Raw genomic sequence first — 19,744 nt, 5'->3', positions numbered from 1 at the left:
AGAATAATTTTATTATGTAAACAAGATGCTATTAAAGGTAGGTGTTGAGATGGGGTTGAATGAGTATATGCTTGAAACGTTTCCAAATTTAGAACTTAGACCACCCCTATTTTATAATTGGGATATTGGTATTCGCTTTAGATTAGGTGTGAACTATGATTACAATAACATTTATGAAAACTGCCCATATTTAGAAGGCGTTTATAATAGAGCGATTACTTTATTTCAGTCTTTACATGCAACAGAAGATGATATTTATCCCACTTTAATGGGCAGTAAGACCCCCATCTCAAAATTCAGCGAAAGCAAAGAAGTTAGGTGGGGGATCAACTGCCCATAAAAGTCCGATTGGTTCAACTAATAATCAGTGGGGGATGAAGAAAACCCCACTGATTAAAGTTTCACTTTATATCGTAGTGGATGTAAATGACTATGGAGACGGTGAAATTTTCAAACACAAATTGAATATCTTTTCTAAGTGTGTAAAAGAGAAGTCCGATTTGTTTAAGTTACAGAAAAATACAATCCCTTATATTTTTCCAGAAGACGATGAAGACGGGGTATATAAAACCCATAGATATACTTTGAAATGTAAAGTTTCAGACTTGAAATACATTCCTATGCTAAAAGCAATTTGTAATCAAGATATGGGAATAAAACCGCGTATTTTTCATAGGGTGTATTTCATAAATGTTAACAAGAATACTATATTTCACGTTTATGATGATAGAGGTTGTGATGTATTAGCTACCTCTCCTAATACAATTAGGGATATTTATAATACATATAATGATTGGATATTAGAATACGATAGAAATAAAATTGATAAAGTATTTAATTGAATGTAGTCTATTTTAATTGAGGGAAATATCATATGAGGTGTTTCCCTTTTATTAATATGAAAATCAACATTTAAATTTGACAGCACTTATTATAAAGGTAAAGGGATTTGATGGTAATGTATTGAATTTGGATAAAAACGGAAAAGGGAGATGAATAAATGACGACAATCTATTTCGTTCGCCATGCCCATTCTACATATACAAAAGAAGAACGGGAACGGCCTTTATCTGAAAAAGGTTTGTTAGATACGCAGCATGTAACACGCTTATTAAAAGATAAACATATTGATGTTGTGATTTCTAGTCCGTACAAAAGGGCAATGCAAACTGTGCAAGGAATTGCGAATACATATAATTTATCAATACAACTGGAAGAAGATTTACGGGAAAGGCTATTAAGTAAAGAACCAGTACAGGATTTTAATGATGCTCTTCAGAAGGTATGGGAAGACTGGACTTTTGCATACGAAGGCGGAGAATCAAATGATGTAGCGCAAAGACGTGCTGTAATATGTATGCAAAGTATATTAAAAAAATATAAAGGTAAGAATATTGTAATAGGTACTCATGGGAATATTATGGTATTACTAATGAATTATTTTGATTCGAAATATGATTTTCAGTTTTGGAAAACCCTTCATATGCCTGACGTGTATAAATTAACTTTTGATAATAATTGTTTCAGTTCTGCTGAAAGAATACAGTCTACAGATTATCAAATAAATAATTTGTAAAAGTTTATCAAAAAAAGAGGAAAGGGAGAAGTTATTGTAGAAGTATGACTTTGTAACATAAAAAATATGTGTTAAAGGAGGCTGTTTACATGTTTGAGAAAGAGAAAGAAGGGCTTATTGAAGTTCAGAACGTATTTGAAATTGTACCAGCAGATGGAGCAATTATTGGTATGGCAACGGAAGAAGAAATGGAAATTGCTGCTGAACTAGAGCTGCAGTACTATGCCCATTCTCGTTTGTTAGAAGCAAATATTCAGTTAGACGGTTCCTCCTACAAAGAGTTACTTCAGGAGTTCCAGGAGTACGAAAGAAAATCAATGAGCTTTTGGCGAGCAATACATAAGCGTTTAGCTGTGCCATGGGCATGGGTATTACGTATTGACGTTGCGAATGGCCCTATATATGTAAGTAATGGGGATTCGTATTATGAAGAAATCGATGATGAAGAAGATTATGAATAGATAAGTAAGGAAGCAGCGTTAGTTGCTTCCTTTTTTTATTTGCAAGGAGTGAATTGCTTCAATAATAATATCTGGTCGAGTATTTTCAATTCCGTGACCAGCATGTTCGGCAAGTATATATTGGCTATTTATTGAGAGTTGTAATTGTTCATGAATCAGTTCTTGCCACATTGTTTCTAGTTGTGTTGCTTCCTCTTTTGGCATGCCATCCTCAGTCAACTGAGTAATAGAATATTGAGGGTCCCTACCAATAACGATTAAAGGTGTTTCTAATGTTTTATATAACTCTTTTATTAAGCGAGCACAATTTTTCCACGCACATAGTTCAGAAGCTGTCGCTCTATATAATAGAGGAGAGGTAGAAAATTCAATGTACTGTCTTGATTGATTCGCGAGTATAGGTTTTAGTTCATTATAAAGCATGTCTACATCCATTTTGGAGTATGTAATATATTTTTGAAGCCACATATCATCCGAGTCAGTCTGATCAGAAATTGGTAAATAAAGTTCATCTAATCGGTGTAAGTTCATAGAAGTAGAATCAACTAAAATAAGTGCTTGCAACTTATCTTCATGTAACATCGCAAAATGTTGTGCACATAAGCCTCCATAGGAATGACCGATTAAAATGATAGGCTCGTGAATAGCAAGTTCATGTAGTAACATATGAAGTTCGTTTGTCGCTTGTCTTGTAGTACGTGAATGATTTCCTAGTTCGCTTTTTCCATAACCTGGGCGATGGTATGAAATGACTGTAAAATGTTGTGAAAGTTTTTCTATAATAGGGAGCCAATCATAAAATGAGCAACCCATTCCGGTCTGAATAACTACCGTTTGTTTACTACTTCCTTTTATATATACTTCTATAGTTTGCCCCAATACCTCTACAAATTTATAAATAGTAAACCCTCCTAAGCTTGAAATAATTTTTGACAAGCAAAAACGATACACCAAACACCTATACCAAACAGGACAGATGTACTAAGTGAAAATGAGTTTTTTAGACCAATATAGACGATAAATAGTAGTAGTGCGGATGCAGGAAATCCATATAATACACCTATAGCAAATTGACTTAATTCTTGTTTGTTCCCGCCTTCTAAAGAAATCCAAAATAGGCTCAGTAAACTAACGAGAGGAAGGGCAGCAATAAAGCCGCCTATCGTACTATAATGTTTAGCGACTTCAGTAATAACGCCAATAATAAGTGCAGAAACGATTACTTTAACGAGGAAATGCATATTTTGCCTCCTTCGCTAATAACGAAAAGGCTTTTTCAATTAATTGTTGTTCTTCTTTTGATAACTGTGATTCTAATATTTTTATCTTTTCTTTATCTAGTAAAGTATGCTTTTCTAATATTTCAATGCCTTCTTTCGTTAAAGTAAGGTTTACGACCCTTTCATCTTGTTTGTTCCTTTCTTTTATAATAAATCCTTTTTGAATAAGGCGCTTTACGTGTTCTGACGCTGTGTTATGAGAGAGACTAAGCTCAGTAGCCACTTTTCCAATTGTTATATCTTTCTCACGAGAAATGAGTTGTAAAATACGAATGGCTTGGTGAGAAAGGTTGTCCTCATACTCATATCGTAAGTGATAATAAATGCTCTCCCAATGTTGATTGATGTCTTTCATAATGATAAATCCCCCCTATTTTTATATCGTATAGTAAGATATATTCGTGAACATAGAAATAAAATCCTTTTATTTGGATAAAAAATGTTGAAAAAGTTTATTTTTATTGAAATATAAGGTAATCTATGTGTAAAGGTATACATTTAGCAAGAGAGAGGATGATAGCTGTGAATACATTCAAATGGATGAGTCATGAACAGATGTATGTAGATGAAATACATGTTGAAAAATGTGGTCCTCTTTCAGTCGGCGTATATGGGGGAAATCAAGAAAGTGATGCATATGAACGAGGAGATGCGGTGCTTGCTTGGTGGGATCCTGAATTACAATTTGAATTTGTTATGATTTTTGATACACACCACAAAACAAAAAATATCGATTATATAATAGAAGCAATTTCAGCAAGAAAAGAGAAACTAAAAGAGTTATTTTCTTACCCGATACATTTAGCTTTTCATCATACGCATATGTACTTATTAGCGTTATTTACAGATGAATTGTTTATTGAAAAATGTGATCAAGATGATGAGGAACTTGCATGCTTAATTTGTTTGCGAAAAGGCGAATTTTTATATTGGCTATCAGTTGGTGATTGCTTCGCATATTTATTCCATTCTGAAAAAACGAAGAATGGTAAAGGGCGGTTAAATAAACGGAAGAATTACGAATATATTGGTAGGAAAAATATTTTCGCAGCAAATACACCTTGCTTTACATCAGGTGTCAGAGGATTAGAAAAAGGAATGAATCACATTGTAATGGCAACGGACGGTATTTTAGAGTGTGATAAACGAAAATTTGATGATGATCAATCTTTAGTAGAAATATTGCACGACGGAAGTTGCTTACAGATTGAGCCAGTATTAACAAATGTACTGCAGTGGAAAGGTAGAGATTGTGCCACTATTATTGGGTGGTCTATTGACACTGAAAATAAACAATGTGCTAATTAATATAAAAGGAGTTCAAGGTTTTTATCCTTGAACTCCTTTTTGTTAAGCGATATGAATATGATATGTTTTCAACCATTCATTTACTTGTAGCATATATTCCATAGCACTTCTTGCTTCAAAATTGTTAATTTCTTTATTGCTTTCATCGGCAATGGCAAGTAATGTGGAATGATTAATAAGTGAGAAAATAGGATTGTTTTTATTACTGCACAAGTCGAGTGATAAATGACGGATTGTTTGTAAATAATGTGGATCTTGTGAAGTTGGGTAAGCACTTTTTCTTCTATTGCGTACATCGTCAGGTAAAGCAGGTTGCAGTGCTCTACGTAAAATGCCTTTTTCAATATTATCAATGCTTTTTATATTGAAAGGAACGTTCCATAAATATTCAACTAATCTATAATCGCAAAACGGTACACGTACTTCAAAGCCTACAGCCATACTCATACGATCTTTACGATCAAGTAAGAACGGGAGAAATCTCGTTAAAAATAAATAAAACATTTGGCGTTGTTTCGCGGCTTTTTTACTTTCCCCTTCAAGAGTAGGTACTTCAAGAATCGCTTCTTGGAAGCGTGCATCAATATAGTTTTCTAAGTTGCATTGGTTATTTACTTCATTTAGTAGAAGAGGGGAAGTGTTTTTCCAATTTGTTAGCCAAGGAAATTTATCGACAAATAGTAAATCCTCTTGATGAAACCAAGGGTACCCACCGAATACTTCATCAGCAGATTCGCCGGATAAAGCTACAGTTGCATCTTTTTTCATTTCGCAAAATAGTAAATATAGTGAAGTTTCCATTTCGCCAGCACTCGGTAAATCTTTTGCACGGAGAGGGACGAATAAGTGATTTGCTAATTCTTCAGCATTCACAATAATGTCATGATGAGATGTTCCTACATGTTCGGAAACACGTTTTACCCAAGGAGCGTCTAAACCAGTGCGAGCAAATGTCAGCTCGAAATCTTTTGCACTATTTACAAAGTCAACGGAATACGTATGAAGTGTTTTATTTTCCGCTGCAAACTCTTTACCCGCTAGAGCAGTAATACCGCTAGAATCTAATCCTCCTGATAACATACAAACGAGAGGAACATCGGCAATTAATTGTCTTTTTACTGTATCTTGTAAAAGAGATAAAATATGTGATGATGTATCCTCAGTACAGTCTGTATGAACTTTACTTTCTAAATTCCAATATTTCTTAACTACTTTTTTATCACGTGTAAACGTTATAGAATGTCCAGCACGCACTTCTTGAATATGTTTAAAGACGCCACATCCTGGAGTTCGAAATAATCCTAATCCAAATATTTCGTTTATGCCATCTGCATCAATTTCAGCAGGGACAGATGGATGGGCTAATAGCGCTTTTATTTCGGATCCGAAAATAATACTGTCATTTCTTTCTGTATAAAAGAGTGGCTTTACGCCTAAATGATCACGTGCTAAAAATAATTGTTGCTTTTGATCATCCCATATTGCAAAGGCAAAAATACCATTTAAATGTTGTACGCAGTCTTCTTTCCATTCTAAATAAGCATGTAGTAACACCTCTGTATCCGAATGCGTTTCAAATGCATGACCACATTTTTGAAGTTGCTCTCTAAGCTCGCGAAAATTATAAATTTCTCCATTATAAGTAAGAGCATACGTATAATCACCGGCACGAAATGTCTTTGGCTGTGTCCCGCCTTCTGGATCAATTACGATTAACCGACGGTGTGCAAAAGCCGCACGAGGTGAAAACCAAAATCCTTCAGCATCCGGACCGCGATGCTGGATACTATTTGCCATCTTTTCTAAAATAACATGTTCATTGGAAAGATCCTTATTCCAATTTACCCAACCTGTAATTCCACACATACACATCTCATCTCCTAGTTTAAAATGTTGAAAAGTAGATTAATGAAATAAAGTGAAACTTTAATCAGTGGATTTTTTTCCATCACCCACTGATTATTAGCCCTCACCAATCGGGCTTTTACGGGCAGTTATCTCCCACTTAACTTCCTCGCATTCGCCCAATTTTGAGGTGGGATTTATTGCCTGTTAATGCGGGGTGAAATGTACACCAAGTTAAAGAATGACTATATAAATAGTGTACTACATGAATTAAATTGCAGACTTGAGAAAATTTTCTTGTAATACATAGTTATGTGAGACAATGGCGTAGGGAAAGTATTCCATAACATACAAAAAATAAAAAAAGATGAGAGAAAATTTTTTGTAAGACGTTATATAGGGTGTAAAAGCTTTTACAAAAAAATAAGGGGAATCGCTACATGAAATCAAATGAGAAAAATTTTATAAAAAGATTACAACGGCAAAAAGAAGATGCGCTAGAATTCGTTGTCGATACATACTTACCACTCATAAAAGGAATAACGCACAAAGTTCTTCTTCCAGTTCAAAATGATGGACTCATAGAGGAATGTGTAAACGATATATTTCTTTCCATTTGGAATAACGCAAATAAATTTCATGGAGAGCCGAGTGATTTTAAAAAATGGATAGCGGCAATTGCAAAATTTAAAGCGATTGATTATTACCGGAAAGCGACTAGAAAAGTAGAAATTATTTCAGATGAGATTCCTATCAGTACGGAAAAGTCAGCGGAAGACGAATTAATCGTTATGGAAGATAGGGAAGAATTATTGAAGCTTATTAATCAATTAGAACCGCTAGATCAAAAAGTGTTCATTATGAAATATCTTCTCGGTATGAAGACAGAAGAAATAGGAGACAAATTAGGGTTAACTCGGGCAGCGATCGATAATCGTGTGTACCGTGGGAAAAAGAAACTACAACAAAATGCTACGAAAATTAGTTTTGGAGGTAGTGCAATATGAAAGACATTTATGAACTATTAAATGATATTGATATAGATGAAAAAGAACTTGAGGAAATTGAGGCTTCTGAAATTGAAAAAGAAAAAGTGAAACGTAATGTAAAACAATCGATACGCACGAAGAAAAAGATGAAAAGTTGGAAAAAGGGTGTCGCTGTTGCATCTATTTTAGTAGGATTATCAGTTGCAACGCTTGGTATCGGATTTCCTACATATGCAGGGGGATTGCCAATTGTAGGTGATATATTCCGATTTTTAGATAATGGTAGAACAGGGTTATATGAAAATTATAAAGAGTTTTCGACTGAATTGAATATGACGAGAGAGAGTAATGGGGTTAAGGTTACAATTAATGATGCTGTGTTCGATGGTAGAACAATTACAATAACATATTCTATTGAAAGCGAAAAAGATTTAGGAGAGAAACCGTTCCCATTTGGAAGTCCGCAAGTGATGGGCTTTAACGGTGGAGGAGGTAGTTCAGACGTGACAAAAGTTGGAGAGGGAAAATATGTAGGTATGACTACGATGAGTGGTCATGGTAGTGAAAGGTTAGATGTTGCAAATGTTTGGTGGGATATAGAGGCAATAAATATGTATGAGGAAAAGAAATCTATAAAAGGGAATTGGAATTTTGCTCTTACTTTAAAGGCGATGGATAGTAAGGAAGTAAAGGTTAATGGGGTTTCCGAAAAAGAAGGTATAAAAGTAAATATAGACAAAATGGAAGTAACACCTATGTCCTTTATCGTTTTTTACAATCAGGAAGAATCTAAGGCATTACGAAGTATATGGGATAGCGCGGATGTGGAATTAGAAATAAAAGATGATTTAGGAAATAAATATGCAGGTGAAGGAAATGGCGGAACTAGTACAGTAGCAGAACCGCATAAAAGTAGTTGGAGTGCCACATTCCAAAAACTGAACGAAAATGCAACAAAGCTTATCGTTACACCTCGGGTACACTTACGAGTGCATACACCTGAAAATCATGGTGGAGTGGAGTATGTGAATGGAAAAGAGAAGAAAATTGAAGTGCCGAAAAAAGAAGCGAAGAGTAAAGATATTGTTCTAGATGATATCGTAATTGATTTAAAGAAATAAAAGAGAGACTGCCTAAAAACATTAGGCAGTCTCTCTTTTCTGTTAAAAACTAGTTACGAGTAACGCATGCGGATGCTGCTTTTTATACTCATCTTTCCACGGAATGTGTAGTTGTTCCCACGATTCGCCGCTATCATTGGATTGAAAGACGCCATTATTATTTAAAGTGTAAAACGTATGTGGTTCTGCTGGATTTGTTGCAAACATTGAAATGACTGTCCCAATTGCAGATGGTAGTCCTTGCTGCACCTGCTCGAACGGAGTATCTTTCGTTTTACGATAAATATAAGATTCATAAGGAATACGGTGATGAGCGAGGTCAGCGCTCGGTGCGGCAGAAACGAGAATTGTATCACAATCAGTCGGATCGATAGCCATGCTGTATAAATAATGGTGTTCAAGTCCTTCACTGCATGAGATCCAGCTGTTTCCACTGTTATAACTTTCAAGGTATGCGCGATCAGGTCCGCCCATAAAACCATCACCACATGATGCATAAAGGCGATTTGGAGCTTCAGGGTGCATAAGCAATTGATGCGCATCGATAGGAGCACCGAATTTTTTATCAATCCAAGTATGCCCTCTATCATTACTTTGAATAACAGCACCAGCTTCAATTGAAACATGGATTGTATTTGGATTGTTTGGATCAACTGTAATCCAGCGTACATGATGGGTGAAAGGTCTAGGCGGAAAAGCCCACGTATAAGAAGATAATAATGATTTCATATTTTTAAGTTCAGTCCACGTTTCACCACCATTTTCAGAACGGAATAAAGCGCTCGGTTCTGTGCCGGCATAAACGACGCCATAGCCGTTAACTTGTTCATTAGGACTTATCGTAATGGAAGTTATCGAAGAGTGTAAAATACCATCTTCTTTAGGGAAATCAAAGTAACGATATGAATCTCCAATCGGTTTCCACGAATCCCCGCCATCGTCGCTTAACCATAAACCTCGTCCAAATGTTCCGCAGTATACACGATTCTTTTGAAATGGATCAACAGCGATACAGGTAGGTTGCATATTTTGTAAGTGACACGCTGTTTCAAAGTGACCATATTGTTCTTTCACTACAACAATTTCTCGCTCCATACAGAGAAATAAACGTTTCATTTTAGTAACCTCCTTAAAAATTCTTTCATTAGTAAACAATATGAAGCTGAAAAAGAAGTAGTCTTATTTTTTGTTGAGAAAAAGGACTTGTTTGAAAAATATCGAAGTGTGTAGGTAGAGGAAGCGGACGTTTATGGGCAGTTAATGGGGGATAAAGAGGGGGAGTTTGTTTCATACTAACATACAGATATTGCACTTAAAGGAGTATTGGTATGGGACATTCACATGATCACGGTCATTCTAACAATAAAAAAGCGTTACTAATTGCTTTCGTACTAACGACAAGCTTTATGATTGCTGAAGTTATTGGGGGATTTGTAACAAATAGCTTAGCACTATTATCTGACGCGGGGCATATGTTAAGTGATGCAGTATCCTTAGCGTTAAGTTTACTTGCGTTCAAGCTCGGAGAAAAAACAGCAACAACTGCAAAAACATATGGGTATAAGCGAGTCGAAATGTTAGCGGCATTATGTAACGGTGTCGTTCTTATTGTCATTTCAGTATACATTTTTATTGAAGCAATTCGCCGTTTTAAAGAGCCAGTTGAGATTGCTAGTAATGGGATGCTCATTATTGCTGTACTTGGTCTGCTTATTAATATTTTATCAGCTTGGATATTAATGAGAGGCGGAGATGTGAAGGGGAATTTGAATTTAAGAAGTGCTTTCTTACACGTATTAGGCGATCTATTAGGATCAGTTGGAGCGATTATTGCTGCGCTACTTATTAAATTTTTCGGATGGACTGTTGCAGATGCGATTGCTAGTATTCTTGTGTCTATTTTAGTCATTATTAGTGGATGGCGTGTAACACGTGATACGATCCATATATTAATGGAAGGTGCACCCCAGCACATAAATGTTGAAGAGGTAAAAAGTACATTATTAAATATTACGGTTGTAAAAGAAGTTCATGATTTGCACATATGGTCTGTCACATCTGATTTTCAAGTATTAACTTGCCATTTGATTATTAAAGGTGATGAAACGCAAAATGTATTAAAAGAGGCTACGGATGTATTAAAGGAGAAGTTTCATGTAGAACATGTCACCATTCAAGTAGAAATAGATGGTGAATTTAATCATATTGAGACAACTTGCAAAGTATGAAAGAAAAAGGATAAGAAAATGTGTCATAACATTTTTCGCACGGCATACATATATATAATGTGGCCACAAATACTTTGTAAGGTAAATATTTCATGAAATTACTTTACTTATAATGAGTCATCTTTTATAATCAAAAGTGATAATTGATAAAGATTATCATTTTCAATGATCGTGGAAAGGAGTTTTTTTAAAGATGAGTAGTCAACTCCGTTTTGCTGTTGAAAATCGTAAGAGGCATTTAATTGATGAGTTAATTGGAGCAGGTGTGTTTAAAATTCGCGACCGACAATTATACGAGCTGTCTTTAGAGGAATTGGAAAAAGAGTACGAAGATATGGAAGAATATGCAGATATTCAGGCATAACTATATAGATTAGTAAAAGGCGAGCTGGTTACGATTTTGTGTAACCAGCTCTATTATTATTTCGTAGAAATTATTTTTGATATTTCTTTCATTGGACGGAGCCAGTTTTGAGACATCATTTGTTCCATTTGTTTTTCGTCCTGCTTTTGCAATGCTTGAATGATAGAGTGATGTTCTTCAATAGATTGACTTGCTGGAACAAAGTTTTGGAAAAACAAATATTCAAGGCGTAAAACGTGAAGTTGCATATTTTCTAGAAAGGGTTCAATATATTGGTTTTTAGCAATAGAAGAAATTGTATTGTGAAATTGTATATCTAGTTTTAAAGCTTGTTTTGCGTTTTTCTTCTCTATAGAGCGCTGAAAATCAGCATTTATTTCAGAAAGTAGTTTCAGATCAGCGTCTGTAATGTTTTGAAGTGCTTGCTTTCCTATAATAGAGTGAAGACCAGCCATTGTTTCATAAATGATAGGAATGTCGTCTAACTTAATAGGAGCAATTTTTGTTTTTTGCCCAGGTACCATTTCCACTAATCCAGAAAGCTCCAATATTTGAAGTGCTTCTCTTACAGGTGTTCTGCTTACTCCTAGTGCTTCAGCCAACTCCCCATCATTAATTTTTTCATCAGGTTGCAGTACACCTTCAATAATCCAATCTTGTAGTTGATTTAAAACGAGTGATTTTGCCGAAACTCTTCCTTGTTTTTTATAATTTTGAGGGACAGGCATAGTGAATTCAATCCTTTCATTGTATATTTTCCTTTTCCGCATGAACAAGCTTTAATTTCGGTTTCCCTTCATCCGGTTTTTGGCTTAAGATGAGCACCATTACAATGACACAAAAAGCCCCTAATAACTGAAAAGATTGAAAGGGTACGTGTAATATAAGTACAGAAGAAATAATAGCTGCGAGTGGTTCAGTACAACCGAATAATGTCGTTTCTTTCGGAGTCAGGTATCGTATGCTGTCTAAGTATAAATAAAATGCAATCAGTGTTCCGAAAATGACGACAAATGTGATGAGCGGTAGGGTACTTAGTTTTACATATTTCATAGTCGATAATAAAATGAATTCTTTCGTAGAAATAAAGTGTAGAATCGTTACACCAATACCCCCAATAATCATGCCCCATCCAACGATAACAGAGGAAGACCACCTTTCTAGTAATCCCTTTGAATATAAACTATAAAAAGCAAGAGATAATCCAGATAAAATACCCCAAATAATAGCTGGTGTAGGAACAGCCAAGTTATGAACAGACCCGTTTGTTAGTAAGAGAAAAGTGCCTACTAATGAAAGGGTAATGGAAATGAAATCAATTTTTGATGGCCGAACGTTCCATTTGAAAAGTAAGTATACAGTAATAAATATAGGAGCTAAATATTGCAATAATGTTGCGACGGCAGCGTTCCCTTCTTTAATAGAAGCGAAGTACGTGTACTGTACAGCAAGCATACCGAATAGGCCAAACAATATCATTTTAGTAGCATCAGATTTTTGTTTCCATATGCCGAATATTTCTTTTTTTCTCGTTCCGAATGATGAAATAAGGAGCAAGATAACGCCAGATATAAGCAATCGAATTGTAACTAACCATTCAGTAGAAACATTTTCATATTGAAAAAGTTGTTGTGCAGCTGTCCCGGACAATCCCCATAAACAAGCACCAATTACAACCATAATGATTCCTTTTAAACGATTTGGATCCATATAGTTTTTATTCTCCTTTTCTACAAATTCGTTTCGGATACAATATGCAATATATCACGAAATGAATAAAAAATAAACTGAAATTTCTGTGTTATAAGGCAGGAATTTTAGTAGTTCCAGTTATGTTTACGATACAAGTGAGGAGGTGAAATAAAGCGAGATAAAATTATAAAAATAAATCATAATCAAGAGGATAAAAAAATAAAGATAAGAGTAATTTGGTTTGTTAAAAATATGTGTAGAAGGAGATACGCGATGAACTGGGTTACTCATAAACCAACATTTGAATTTGATAATTTTAGTCCATTTATTCGTGCGAATACTGCGTGGCTTGGGCATTTGGAGTTCGCATACGATTTAGTAAGATTTGAAAAACCCGAAATATTAGTTGAGCTAGGTACACATCTAGGCGCTTCTTTTTTCAGTTTTTGTCAAGGGGTAAAGGATGGGGGATTAGCTACAAAATGTTTTGCTGTAGATACTTGGACAGGAGACGGGCATACAGGTCCATATGGAGAAGGTGTTTTCCAAATCGTAGATAAAGTGGTAAACATGAGTTATCCAAATATAGGTAATTTAATTCGATCTACTTTTGATGAGGCTGTTGATCAATTTCAAGATGGAACGATAAATTTGTTGCATATTGATGGCTATCATACGTATGAAGCAGTTTCTCATGACTATAAAACATGGTTACCGAAACTTGCGAATAACGGTATCGTATTATTTCATGATATTGAGGTGAAAGATCGAAACTTCGGCGTGTATAAATTTTGGGATGAGGTTAAAGCGAAGTATCCTCATTTTCAGTTTGAGCATTCCTATGGGCTTGGAGTGTTATTTCCGAAAGGTTGTAGCGAGAAGTTTGTGGAAATACTTAAAAATAAAGAAGAAATACAAAATATGTATAAATAAAAGTGGAGCATGCATCATTTGAATGATGTGTGCTTTTTTTGTGTGGGGAATAATGATACTCCTTAAAACGGTGAGGATAATAGTAAAAAGTTTTATGGTGGCAAATATTAAAAAAGTTACTCTTTGATTGTTAAATATAAAAAATGTAACATTTTTTATATTTTCCATTGCGAAAAGTAGCATCTACTTTTACAATAGAAAAGGTGTCCGTATATTATACTGGAAAAATAAATCGAAATAATATGAAAATTTTGTTTTGTCTTCGCTAATTGTATATTACATACATGTAAGACGACATACGTCATGTTATCGACTTGTAAGGAGAGAAAAAAATGAAAAGTGTAAGATTACCATCGATGCTAGAAATCATAGTTCTTTTATTACTATTTCTTGCTGTTGTCTTTTCCTTCCAAACGATTTTTGATCTCCCAATTCAATTAGCGCTATTTATTTCATGGTTTTTAGTAATTGCGCTTGGATTAAGATTAGGATTTCGTTATCAAGAATTGCAAGATGCAATTACGAAAGGGATTTCTAACGGATTAGAAGCAATACTGATTTTAGTTGCGGTAGGTGCTTTAATTGGAACTTGGATTGCTGGTGGCGTAGTACCAACATTAATCTATTATGGATTAGAGTTTATTCACCCTAGCATATTCCTATTAGCAACATTAATTATTTGTTCGATAACTTCTATTGCGACAGGAACATCATGGGGAACAGTTGGAACAGCAGGTATTGCTATGATGGCGATTGGTGAAGGACTTGGCTTACCACTTCCGCTTGTTGCTGGTGCAGTTCTTTCAGGAGCTTATTTCGGTGACAAATTATCACCACTTTCTGATAGCACAGTTCTTGCAGCTTCTATGGCGAAAGTAGACGTTATTGCTCACGTTCGAGCTATGCTCGTATTAGATGTTCCGGCTTACATTATTACTAGCATTATGTTTACTGTAGCTGGTTGGATGTATGGCGGCGATAATGTAGATTTGAATCGAGTAGAGTTTTTAAAAGAAGCTTTATTAAAGGAATTTGATATTAAAATATGGATGCTTGTTCCGGCAGTCATTGTTATCGCTTTATTAGCGATGAAGAAACCTTCTATGCCAACAATTGCAATGGGAGCTTTAATTGGTGCAATTTGGGCAACTCTTTTCCAAGGAATGAACTTTGGAGAGGCGATTGGAACAGCGTATAACGGATTCTCAATTCAATCAGGTGTTGAGTTTGTTGACAAGTTATTAAACCGTGGTGGAATTAACGGTATGCTTGGCTCAGTAGCCGTTATTATTTTCGGTTTAGGATTTGGTGGATTACTTGAAAAACTAGGTGTTTTAAAAGTGATTGTATCAAAATTTGAGAAGAAATTAAATTCTGCAGGTAATGTAACATTGTCTACATTAATCGTAGCATTCTTAGCTAATATATTTGGTTGTGCGATGTATGTATCATTAATTTTAACACCGAAAATTATGGAAGATAGCTATGATAAATTAAAAATAGACCGACGTGTATTAGCGCGTAACTCAGAAGTAGGTGGAACGTTAACTTCTGGTATGGTTCCGTGGTCGGATAATGGTATTTTTATGGCTGGTATTTTAGGTGTAGCAACGTTCTCATACGTTCCGTTTATGTGGTTAAGCTTTGTATCATTAATTTTAGCAGTTATTTACGGATACACAGGCAAGTTCATTTGGTATGTAGATGACGTTGAAAAAGGAAAGCAAGCATCATAAAAAAATACCTTCTGCGATGGCAGGAGGTATTTTTTTATATATACGAGTGAGAATCCTTATCATTTGGGTGAGATTCTGTTAAAATGAGAAATGTAGGTATTTTATTTTCAAGGGGATGAAAAAATGGAGTACAGAATTGAAAGAGATACAATAGGAGAAATAAAAGTTCCAGCTGATAAATTATGGGCAGCACAAACGCAACGTAGTAAAGAAAACTTCCCAATTGGAACAGAGCAAATGCCGCTTGAAATTGTAAAAGCATTTGCCATTTTAAAGAAAAGTGCAGCACTTAGTAATCAAAAATTAGGAAAGCTATCAGAAGAAAAAGCAGAAGCAATTGTGGCAGCAGCTGACGAAGTGATTGCAGGGAAATGGAATGAACATTTTCCACTTGTCGTATGGCAAACTGGTAGCGGTACACAGTCAAACATGAATGTGAATGAAGTAATTGCAAATCGAGGGAATCAAATTTTGAAAGAGAAGGAATCTGACGTACATATTCATCCGAATGATGATGTGAACATGTCTCAAAGTTCAAATGATACATTCCCAACGGCGCTTCATGTAGCATGTGTAATTGCAGTGGAAAATCACGTATTACCAGCAATTACGAAATTAAAAGAAACGCTAGCAGAAAAAGTAACTGCATTTGAACATATTATAAAAATTGGTCGGACACACTTACAAGATGCAACACCGTTAACATTAGGACAAGAAATTAGCGGATGGCACCGTATGCTTGAAAAAACAGAGCGTATGATTGCTGAGAGCAATACATATATGAAAGAGCTTGCAATTGGTGGTACTGCAGTTGGAACAGGTATTAATGCTCATCCTAAATTTGGTGAGATGGTGTCAGAGGAAATTAGCCAATTTACAGGTAAGCAATTTATTTCTGCACCAAATAAGTTCCACGCATTAACGAGCCATGATGAAGTTGTATATACGCATGGTGCATTAAAAGCATTAGCAGCTGATTTAATGAAGATTGCTAACGATGTGCGCTGGCTGGCAAGTGGTCCACGTAGTGGTCTAGGAGAAATTATTATTCCGGCAAATGAGCCAGGAAGCTCTATTATGCCAGGTAAAGTAAATCCAACGCAAAGTGAAGCGTTAACGATGGTTGTAGCGCAAGTGATGGGAAATGACGCAACAATCGGATTTGCTGCGAGTCAAGGTAATTTTGAGTTAAACGTATTTAAACCTGTTATTGCATATAACTTCTTACAATCCGCTCACTTATTAGCAGATGCAATTGTTTCATTTAATGATAATTGTGCAGTTGGTATTGAAGCAGATGAAGAAGTAATTAAAGAGAATGTGAATCGTTCATTAATGCTTGTTACAGCATTAAACCCGCATATCGGATATGAAAATGCAGCGAAAATTGCGAAGCATGCTCATAAAGAAGGGTTAACGTTAAAAGAAGCAGCATTGCAATCTGGACTACTAACAGAAGAGCAATTTGATGAAATTGTCGATCCGAAAAAAATGATTGCTCCGAAAGAGTAATAAAAAAGCCGAGATTCTTTAGAATCTTGGCTTTTTTGATATTTATTTTTATGACTTCCATTTGTATTACTACAAGTGCCAAAATATATTATTTGTTAGCAGGCATGTTCAATATTTTCATTTGTGGACAGTTTTCTTTTAAGAGTGAAATGAACTTTTCTTCTTCTTGTGGTACGAAAGTTGTCACAGAATCAAATAAATTGTAATGGATTTCTAATTGCTGCCTAGTCCACTTTTCTGAGCGAAGTGTTTTGCCAGAGTATGTAATATGGCGAATATCTTCAAATGGAATTTCAGTACGCAGTATGAAACCATGTTTTACGACAAGAGATGATTCCGTTACGTCGTAGTGAGAGAAATAGAATGAAGAAAGATTCACGATATTTAACAGCATCATGAGAGTGAAAAAAATAGAATTTTCATTTTGGAAGAATAGCGAAACGAGAAAAATAGAGATAAATAATGTAATAAAAATGACGTGAAATGGATTCTTTTTCGCTTTGAATTTCAAGTTAGTCACCTCGGTTTACGTGTACTCTAACTAAATTAAATCACAACATCGTAATAAAACGTATATATATATGCATAATTGCATATTCACACGTTTTATTATTCATGTAAAATTTCTTGATGGGATAAATTCAAAAGAAGTTTTGTAATAGTGGAGTGGCATGAAGTGACTTACAAGAATAGAAAGGTAGCGTTAGTCATAATTATTTGTATGATAATTGTGGGTAGTTGTGCTAATAAATTTATTGAGGATGGAAACCGAAAGCATACATTCGTACAGGTAAGTAAAGCTTTAGTAGAGGTTGTAAATAGAATATATAATGAGTAAAAGGTGTTTTCGTATACGAAAACACCTTTTTGTAGTTAAAATTGAAGGCTGAAGTTTTGGAATGTGTGAATACCAGTCCCATGTTTAATCAGCTCTTTATCATTTAAATATTGAATAGCATATTTCACTTCTTTCAATATAACAGGTGAAAGGCCGAGGGTATGATGTGAACCAAAAATTTGTTTAATAGGAAAGAGGTTTGTAATTTTATTTAGAGACTGAACTAAATCTACAGGGTTTGTCGTTGGATAAAATGCAAAAATCGTGCCTTCATACAGTAAATCTCCTGTGAATAAAAAAGCAGATTCATAATCATATAGGCAAATATGTCCTGGTGAGTGACCTGGCGTATGTATAATTTGAATCTTCCTATTTCCGATATCAATCATATCTCCATCTTGTAGTAATTTTGTTGGTGTTCCTTGAAAGGGTTTGAATGTTTCAGGTTGAAATGTTTTAGGTGTAGGTAAAGTAATATCACGGGCGATGTCGTGCCTAATTTGAGTAATAGGAAGTCCTTTTATGCCATTAATGAGCCAATCCGCCTCTAAAGCATGTACATAGATTTCTTCAAATTGTGCGTGACTACCGATATGATCCCAATGGACATGTGTTGTGACAACAATAATTGGTAAGTTTGTTAGTTGGTCAGTTATACGCTTCAGATTATCGATACCTAGTCCAGTATCGATAAGGAGTGCGGTAGTATCTCCCACAAGTAAGAAGGAATGCACTTTTTCCCAATGTCCATATTCACTAATCGCATATGTATTTCGAGCGATTTGTTTAACCGTAAACCAAGGGTCGGGCAGAATGGTCATGTTTTGTTTCACATCCTATCGTAATTCATTTATTAAATACATTCGCTTTTCTTTATTTTAAATCCTTTTTTAGTTTGTTTAATAGATTTTTTTATAAAAGTTTATAAAATGGGTAAACGGAACGTTGAAATGTTTATTTGTGTTATGTTAAGATGATGAAGTGATAATAAACGTTATTATGATTTGTTTGGCTTTAAAATAAACGTTTTGAAGGAGTGTTTAGTATGAGTGATATTTCAGAGAAGTTTTGGGATGCTTCGGTAGAAGAATTGAAGAAAGGGTATGTATTTGAAGCAGAAGCAGAGGAATATATTTGTTTAGCTTGTGGAGAGGCGTTTATTAAGGGCGTAATTTATCAAGATAATCAAGTTTTGTATGAAGCTGAGAAGTTTGTGCAATTGCATGTGCAAAATGAACATACGTCTATGTTTGAGTATTTATTAAATCTTGATAAGAAGTATACGGGTTTAACTGATTTGCAAAAGAAAATGGTTCAGTTTTTCCATATGGGGCTAAATGATAAAGAGATTGTAAAAGAGATGGATGGTGGAAGTACATCAACCATTCGTAATCATCGATTTACACTTCGAGAGAAAATGAAGCAAGCGAAAGTGTTTTTAGCGTTAATGGAATTATCAGAAGAAAAATCAAAAGTACAAACGAAATTTGTACCGATTCATAGAACAGCAACGATGGTAGATGATCGTTACAATATTACGGAAGAAGAAAATGAGGAAGTATTAAAAGCACACTTTACAGAAGGATTAGATGGGCCGCTTTCTAAATTTCCGAAAAAGCAAAAGCGTAAATTAATTATATTACGCCATTTAGTGACGAAGTTTGATAGTAATAAAAAGTACACTGAAAAAGAAGTAAATACTGTCATAGAAAGTGTATACCCGGATTTTGTAACTTTAAGAAGATATTTAATCGAATATGGTTTTTTAGATAGAACAGCAGATGGAAGCCAATATTGGGTAAAGTTATAATAATGCGGAAAAGAAAATGAATAGAGACACATTATTATAACAACTATACAA

General features: G+C 34.8%; 20 protein-coding genes and 1 pseudogene. 12 read left to right on the top strand and 9 right to left on the bottom strand.

What is annotated here, in order from left to right; genetic code table 11:
* The first annotated feature begins 49 nt into the window (after positions 1-49).
* From ACUN0F_RS24965 to ACUN0F_RS24955, 3 genes and pseudogenes are all read left to right on the top strand, one after another.
* Positions 50-842 (top strand): annotated as a pseudogene (locus ACUN0F_RS24965) (DUF3885 domain-containing protein).
* Positions 843-1,000: 158 nt separating this feature from the next.
* The gene (locus ACUN0F_RS24960) at positions 1,001-1,576 is read left to right on the top strand and encodes a histidine phosphatase family protein (RefSeq protein WP_000208291.1); all 576 of its coding nucleotides are present in this window, start codon (positions 1,001-1,003) and stop codon (positions 1,574-1,576) included.
* 89 nt (positions 1,577-1,665) lie between these two features.
* Positions 1,666-2,037, top strand: coding sequence for a hypothetical protein (locus ACUN0F_RS24955; RefSeq protein WP_000461777.1), 372 nt, complete (start codon positions 1,666-1,668; stop codon positions 2,035-2,037).
* An 18-nt stretch (positions 2,038-2,055) separates the two neighbouring features.
* Here the strand turns inward: ACUN0F_RS24955 and ACUN0F_RS24950 are convergent, their stop codons facing one another.
* Genes ACUN0F_RS24950 through ACUN0F_RS24940 form a run of 3 tightly spaced genes read right to left on the bottom strand, consistent with a single transcriptional unit; the run spans position 2,056 to position 3,672 of the window.
* Positions 2,056-2,988, bottom strand: a complete 933-nt coding sequence (locus tag ACUN0F_RS24950; protein ID WP_052760588.1) for an alpha/beta hydrolase — start codon at positions 2,986-2,988, stop codon at positions 2,056-2,058.
* Complete coding sequence (locus ACUN0F_RS24945) at positions 2,949-3,278, bottom strand: DUF3147 family protein (RefSeq protein WP_000545644.1); 330 nt, start codon at positions 3,276-3,278, stop codon at positions 2,949-2,951. Before ACUN0F_RS24945 ends, ACUN0F_RS24950 begins: the two co-directional genes overlap by 40 nt.
* Positions 3,262-3,672 (bottom strand): MarR family winged helix-turn-helix transcriptional regulator, encoded by a 411-nt coding sequence (locus ACUN0F_RS24940; RefSeq protein ID WP_000651933.1) that lies wholly within the window; start codon positions 3,670-3,672, stop codon positions 3,262-3,264. Before ACUN0F_RS24940 ends, ACUN0F_RS24945 begins: the two co-directional genes overlap by 17 nt.
* Before the next feature lie 125 nt (positions 3,673-3,797).
* On the opposite strand from ACUN0F_RS24940, the gene ACUN0F_RS24935 reads away from it, so the two are divergent.
* Positions 3,798-4,625: a protein phosphatase 2C domain-containing protein gene (locus tag ACUN0F_RS24935; protein ID WP_002007354.1), complete on the top strand. Its 828-nt coding sequence runs from the start codon at positions 3,798-3,800 to the stop codon at positions 4,623-4,625.
* Positions 4,626-4,667: 42 nt separating this feature from the next.
* On the opposite strand, the gene asnB is transcribed toward ACUN0F_RS24935, so the two are convergent.
* Positions 4,668-6,491 (bottom strand): asparagine synthase (glutamine-hydrolyzing), encoded by a 1,824-nt coding sequence (gene asnB / locus ACUN0F_RS24930; RefSeq protein WP_445540378.1) that lies wholly within the window; start codon positions 6,489-6,491, stop codon positions 4,668-4,670.
* A 419-nt stretch (positions 6,492-6,910) separates the two neighbouring features.
* Here asnB and ACUN0F_RS24925 point away from each other — a divergent pair, with 419 nt between their 5' ends.
* Both ACUN0F_RS24925 and ACUN0F_RS24920 read left to right on the top strand, forming a co-directional pair.
* Positions 6,911-7,477: a sigma-70 family RNA polymerase sigma factor gene (locus tag ACUN0F_RS24925; protein ID WP_000840023.1), complete on the top strand. Its 567-nt coding sequence runs from the start codon at positions 6,911-6,913 to the stop codon at positions 7,475-7,477.
* Positions 7,474-8,580: a DUF4179 domain-containing protein gene (locus tag ACUN0F_RS24920; RefSeq protein ID WP_000653149.1), complete on the top strand. Its 1,107-nt coding sequence runs from the start codon at positions 7,474-7,476 to the stop codon at positions 8,578-8,580. The genes ACUN0F_RS24925 and ACUN0F_RS24920 overlap by 4 nt, the downstream gene beginning before the upstream one ends.
* A gap of 42 nt (positions 8,581-8,622) precedes the next feature.
* Here ACUN0F_RS24920 and ACUN0F_RS24915 read toward each other — a convergent pair whose 3' ends face one another.
* Entirely contained in the window at positions 8,623-9,696 is a 1,074-nt protein-coding gene (locus tag ACUN0F_RS24915) for a WD40/YVTN/BNR-like repeat-containing protein (RefSeq protein ID WP_445540377.1), read from the bottom strand.
* 212 nt (positions 9,697-9,908) lie between these two features.
* On the opposite strand from ACUN0F_RS24915, the gene ACUN0F_RS24910 reads away from it, so the two are divergent.
* Both ACUN0F_RS24910 and fbpA read left to right on the top strand, forming a co-directional pair.
* Complete coding sequence (locus tag ACUN0F_RS24910; RefSeq protein ID WP_445540376.1) at positions 9,909-10,808, top strand: cation diffusion facilitator family transporter; 900 nt, start codon at positions 9,909-9,911, stop codon at positions 10,806-10,808.
* Between the two features lie 193 nt (positions 10,809-11,001).
* On the top strand, positions 11,002-11,172 hold the full coding sequence (gene fbpA, locus ACUN0F_RS24905) for a Fur-regulated basic protein FbpA (protein ID WP_000098304.1): 171 nt from the start codon (positions 11,002-11,004) through the stop codon (positions 11,170-11,172).
* A gap of 56 nt (positions 11,173-11,228) precedes the next feature.
* Here the strand turns inward: fbpA and ACUN0F_RS24900 are convergent, their stop codons facing one another.
* Positions 11,229-11,900 carry a GntR family transcriptional regulator gene (locus tag ACUN0F_RS24900; protein ID WP_001145069.1) on the bottom strand — a complete coding sequence of 224 codons (672 nt, stop codon included), beginning with the start codon at positions 11,898-11,900 and terminating at the stop codon, positions 11,229-11,231.
* A 16-nt stretch (positions 11,901-11,916) separates the two neighbouring features.
* Positions 11,917-12,882, bottom strand: coding sequence for a DMT family transporter (locus tag ACUN0F_RS24895; RefSeq protein WP_000371449.1), 966 nt, complete (start codon positions 12,880-12,882; stop codon positions 11,917-11,919).
* 255 nt (positions 12,883-13,137) lie between these two features.
* Here ACUN0F_RS24895 and ACUN0F_RS24890 point away from each other — a divergent pair, with 255 nt between their 5' ends.
* The 3 genes from ACUN0F_RS24890 to fumC all read left to right on the top strand — a co-directional run bounded on the left by ACUN0F_RS24890 (position 13,138) and on the right by fumC (position 17,045).
* Positions 13,138-13,797 (top strand): class I SAM-dependent methyltransferase, encoded by a 660-nt coding sequence (locus ACUN0F_RS24890; protein ID WP_001104679.1) that lies wholly within the window; start codon positions 13,138-13,140, stop codon positions 13,795-13,797.
* Between the two features lie 332 nt (positions 13,798-14,129).
* Positions 14,130-15,533 (top strand): Na+/H+ antiporter NhaC, encoded by a 1,404-nt coding sequence (gene nhaC, locus ACUN0F_RS24885; protein WP_000843982.1) that lies wholly within the window; start codon positions 14,130-14,132, stop codon positions 15,531-15,533.
* A 123-nt stretch (positions 15,534-15,656) separates the two neighbouring features.
* Complete coding sequence (fumC, locus tag ACUN0F_RS24880) at positions 15,657-17,045, top strand: class II fumarate hydratase (protein WP_046955119.1); 1,389 nt, start codon at positions 15,657-15,659, stop codon at positions 17,043-17,045.
* 88 nt (positions 17,046-17,133) lie between these two features.
* Here fumC and ACUN0F_RS24875 read toward each other — a convergent pair whose 3' ends face one another.
* Together ACUN0F_RS24875 and ACUN0F_RS24870 are read right to left on the bottom strand one after the other, a co-directional pair.
* Positions 17,134-17,556 carry a PH domain-containing protein gene (locus tag ACUN0F_RS24875; protein WP_445540375.1) on the bottom strand — a complete coding sequence of 141 codons (423 nt, stop codon included), beginning with the start codon at positions 17,554-17,556 and terminating at the stop codon, positions 17,134-17,136.
* Positions 17,557-17,918: 362 nt separating this feature from the next.
* Complete coding sequence (locus ACUN0F_RS24870) at positions 17,919-18,704, bottom strand: MBL fold metallo-hydrolase (protein ID WP_046959027.1); 786 nt, start codon at positions 18,702-18,704, stop codon at positions 17,919-17,921.
* Positions 18,705-18,928: 224 nt separating this feature from the next.
* Between ACUN0F_RS24870 and ACUN0F_RS24865 the strand changes: the two genes are divergently transcribed.
* Positions 18,929-19,693: a DUF2087 domain-containing protein gene (locus ACUN0F_RS24865; protein WP_001280299.1), complete on the top strand. Its 765-nt coding sequence runs from the start codon at positions 18,929-18,931 to the stop codon at positions 19,691-19,693.
* Positions 19,694-19,744 lie beyond the last annotated feature (51 nt).

It is taken from the genome of Bacillus sp. 1A, from assembly GCF_052682215.1.
This window is presented reverse-complemented; position numbering and strand designations above follow the sequence as displayed.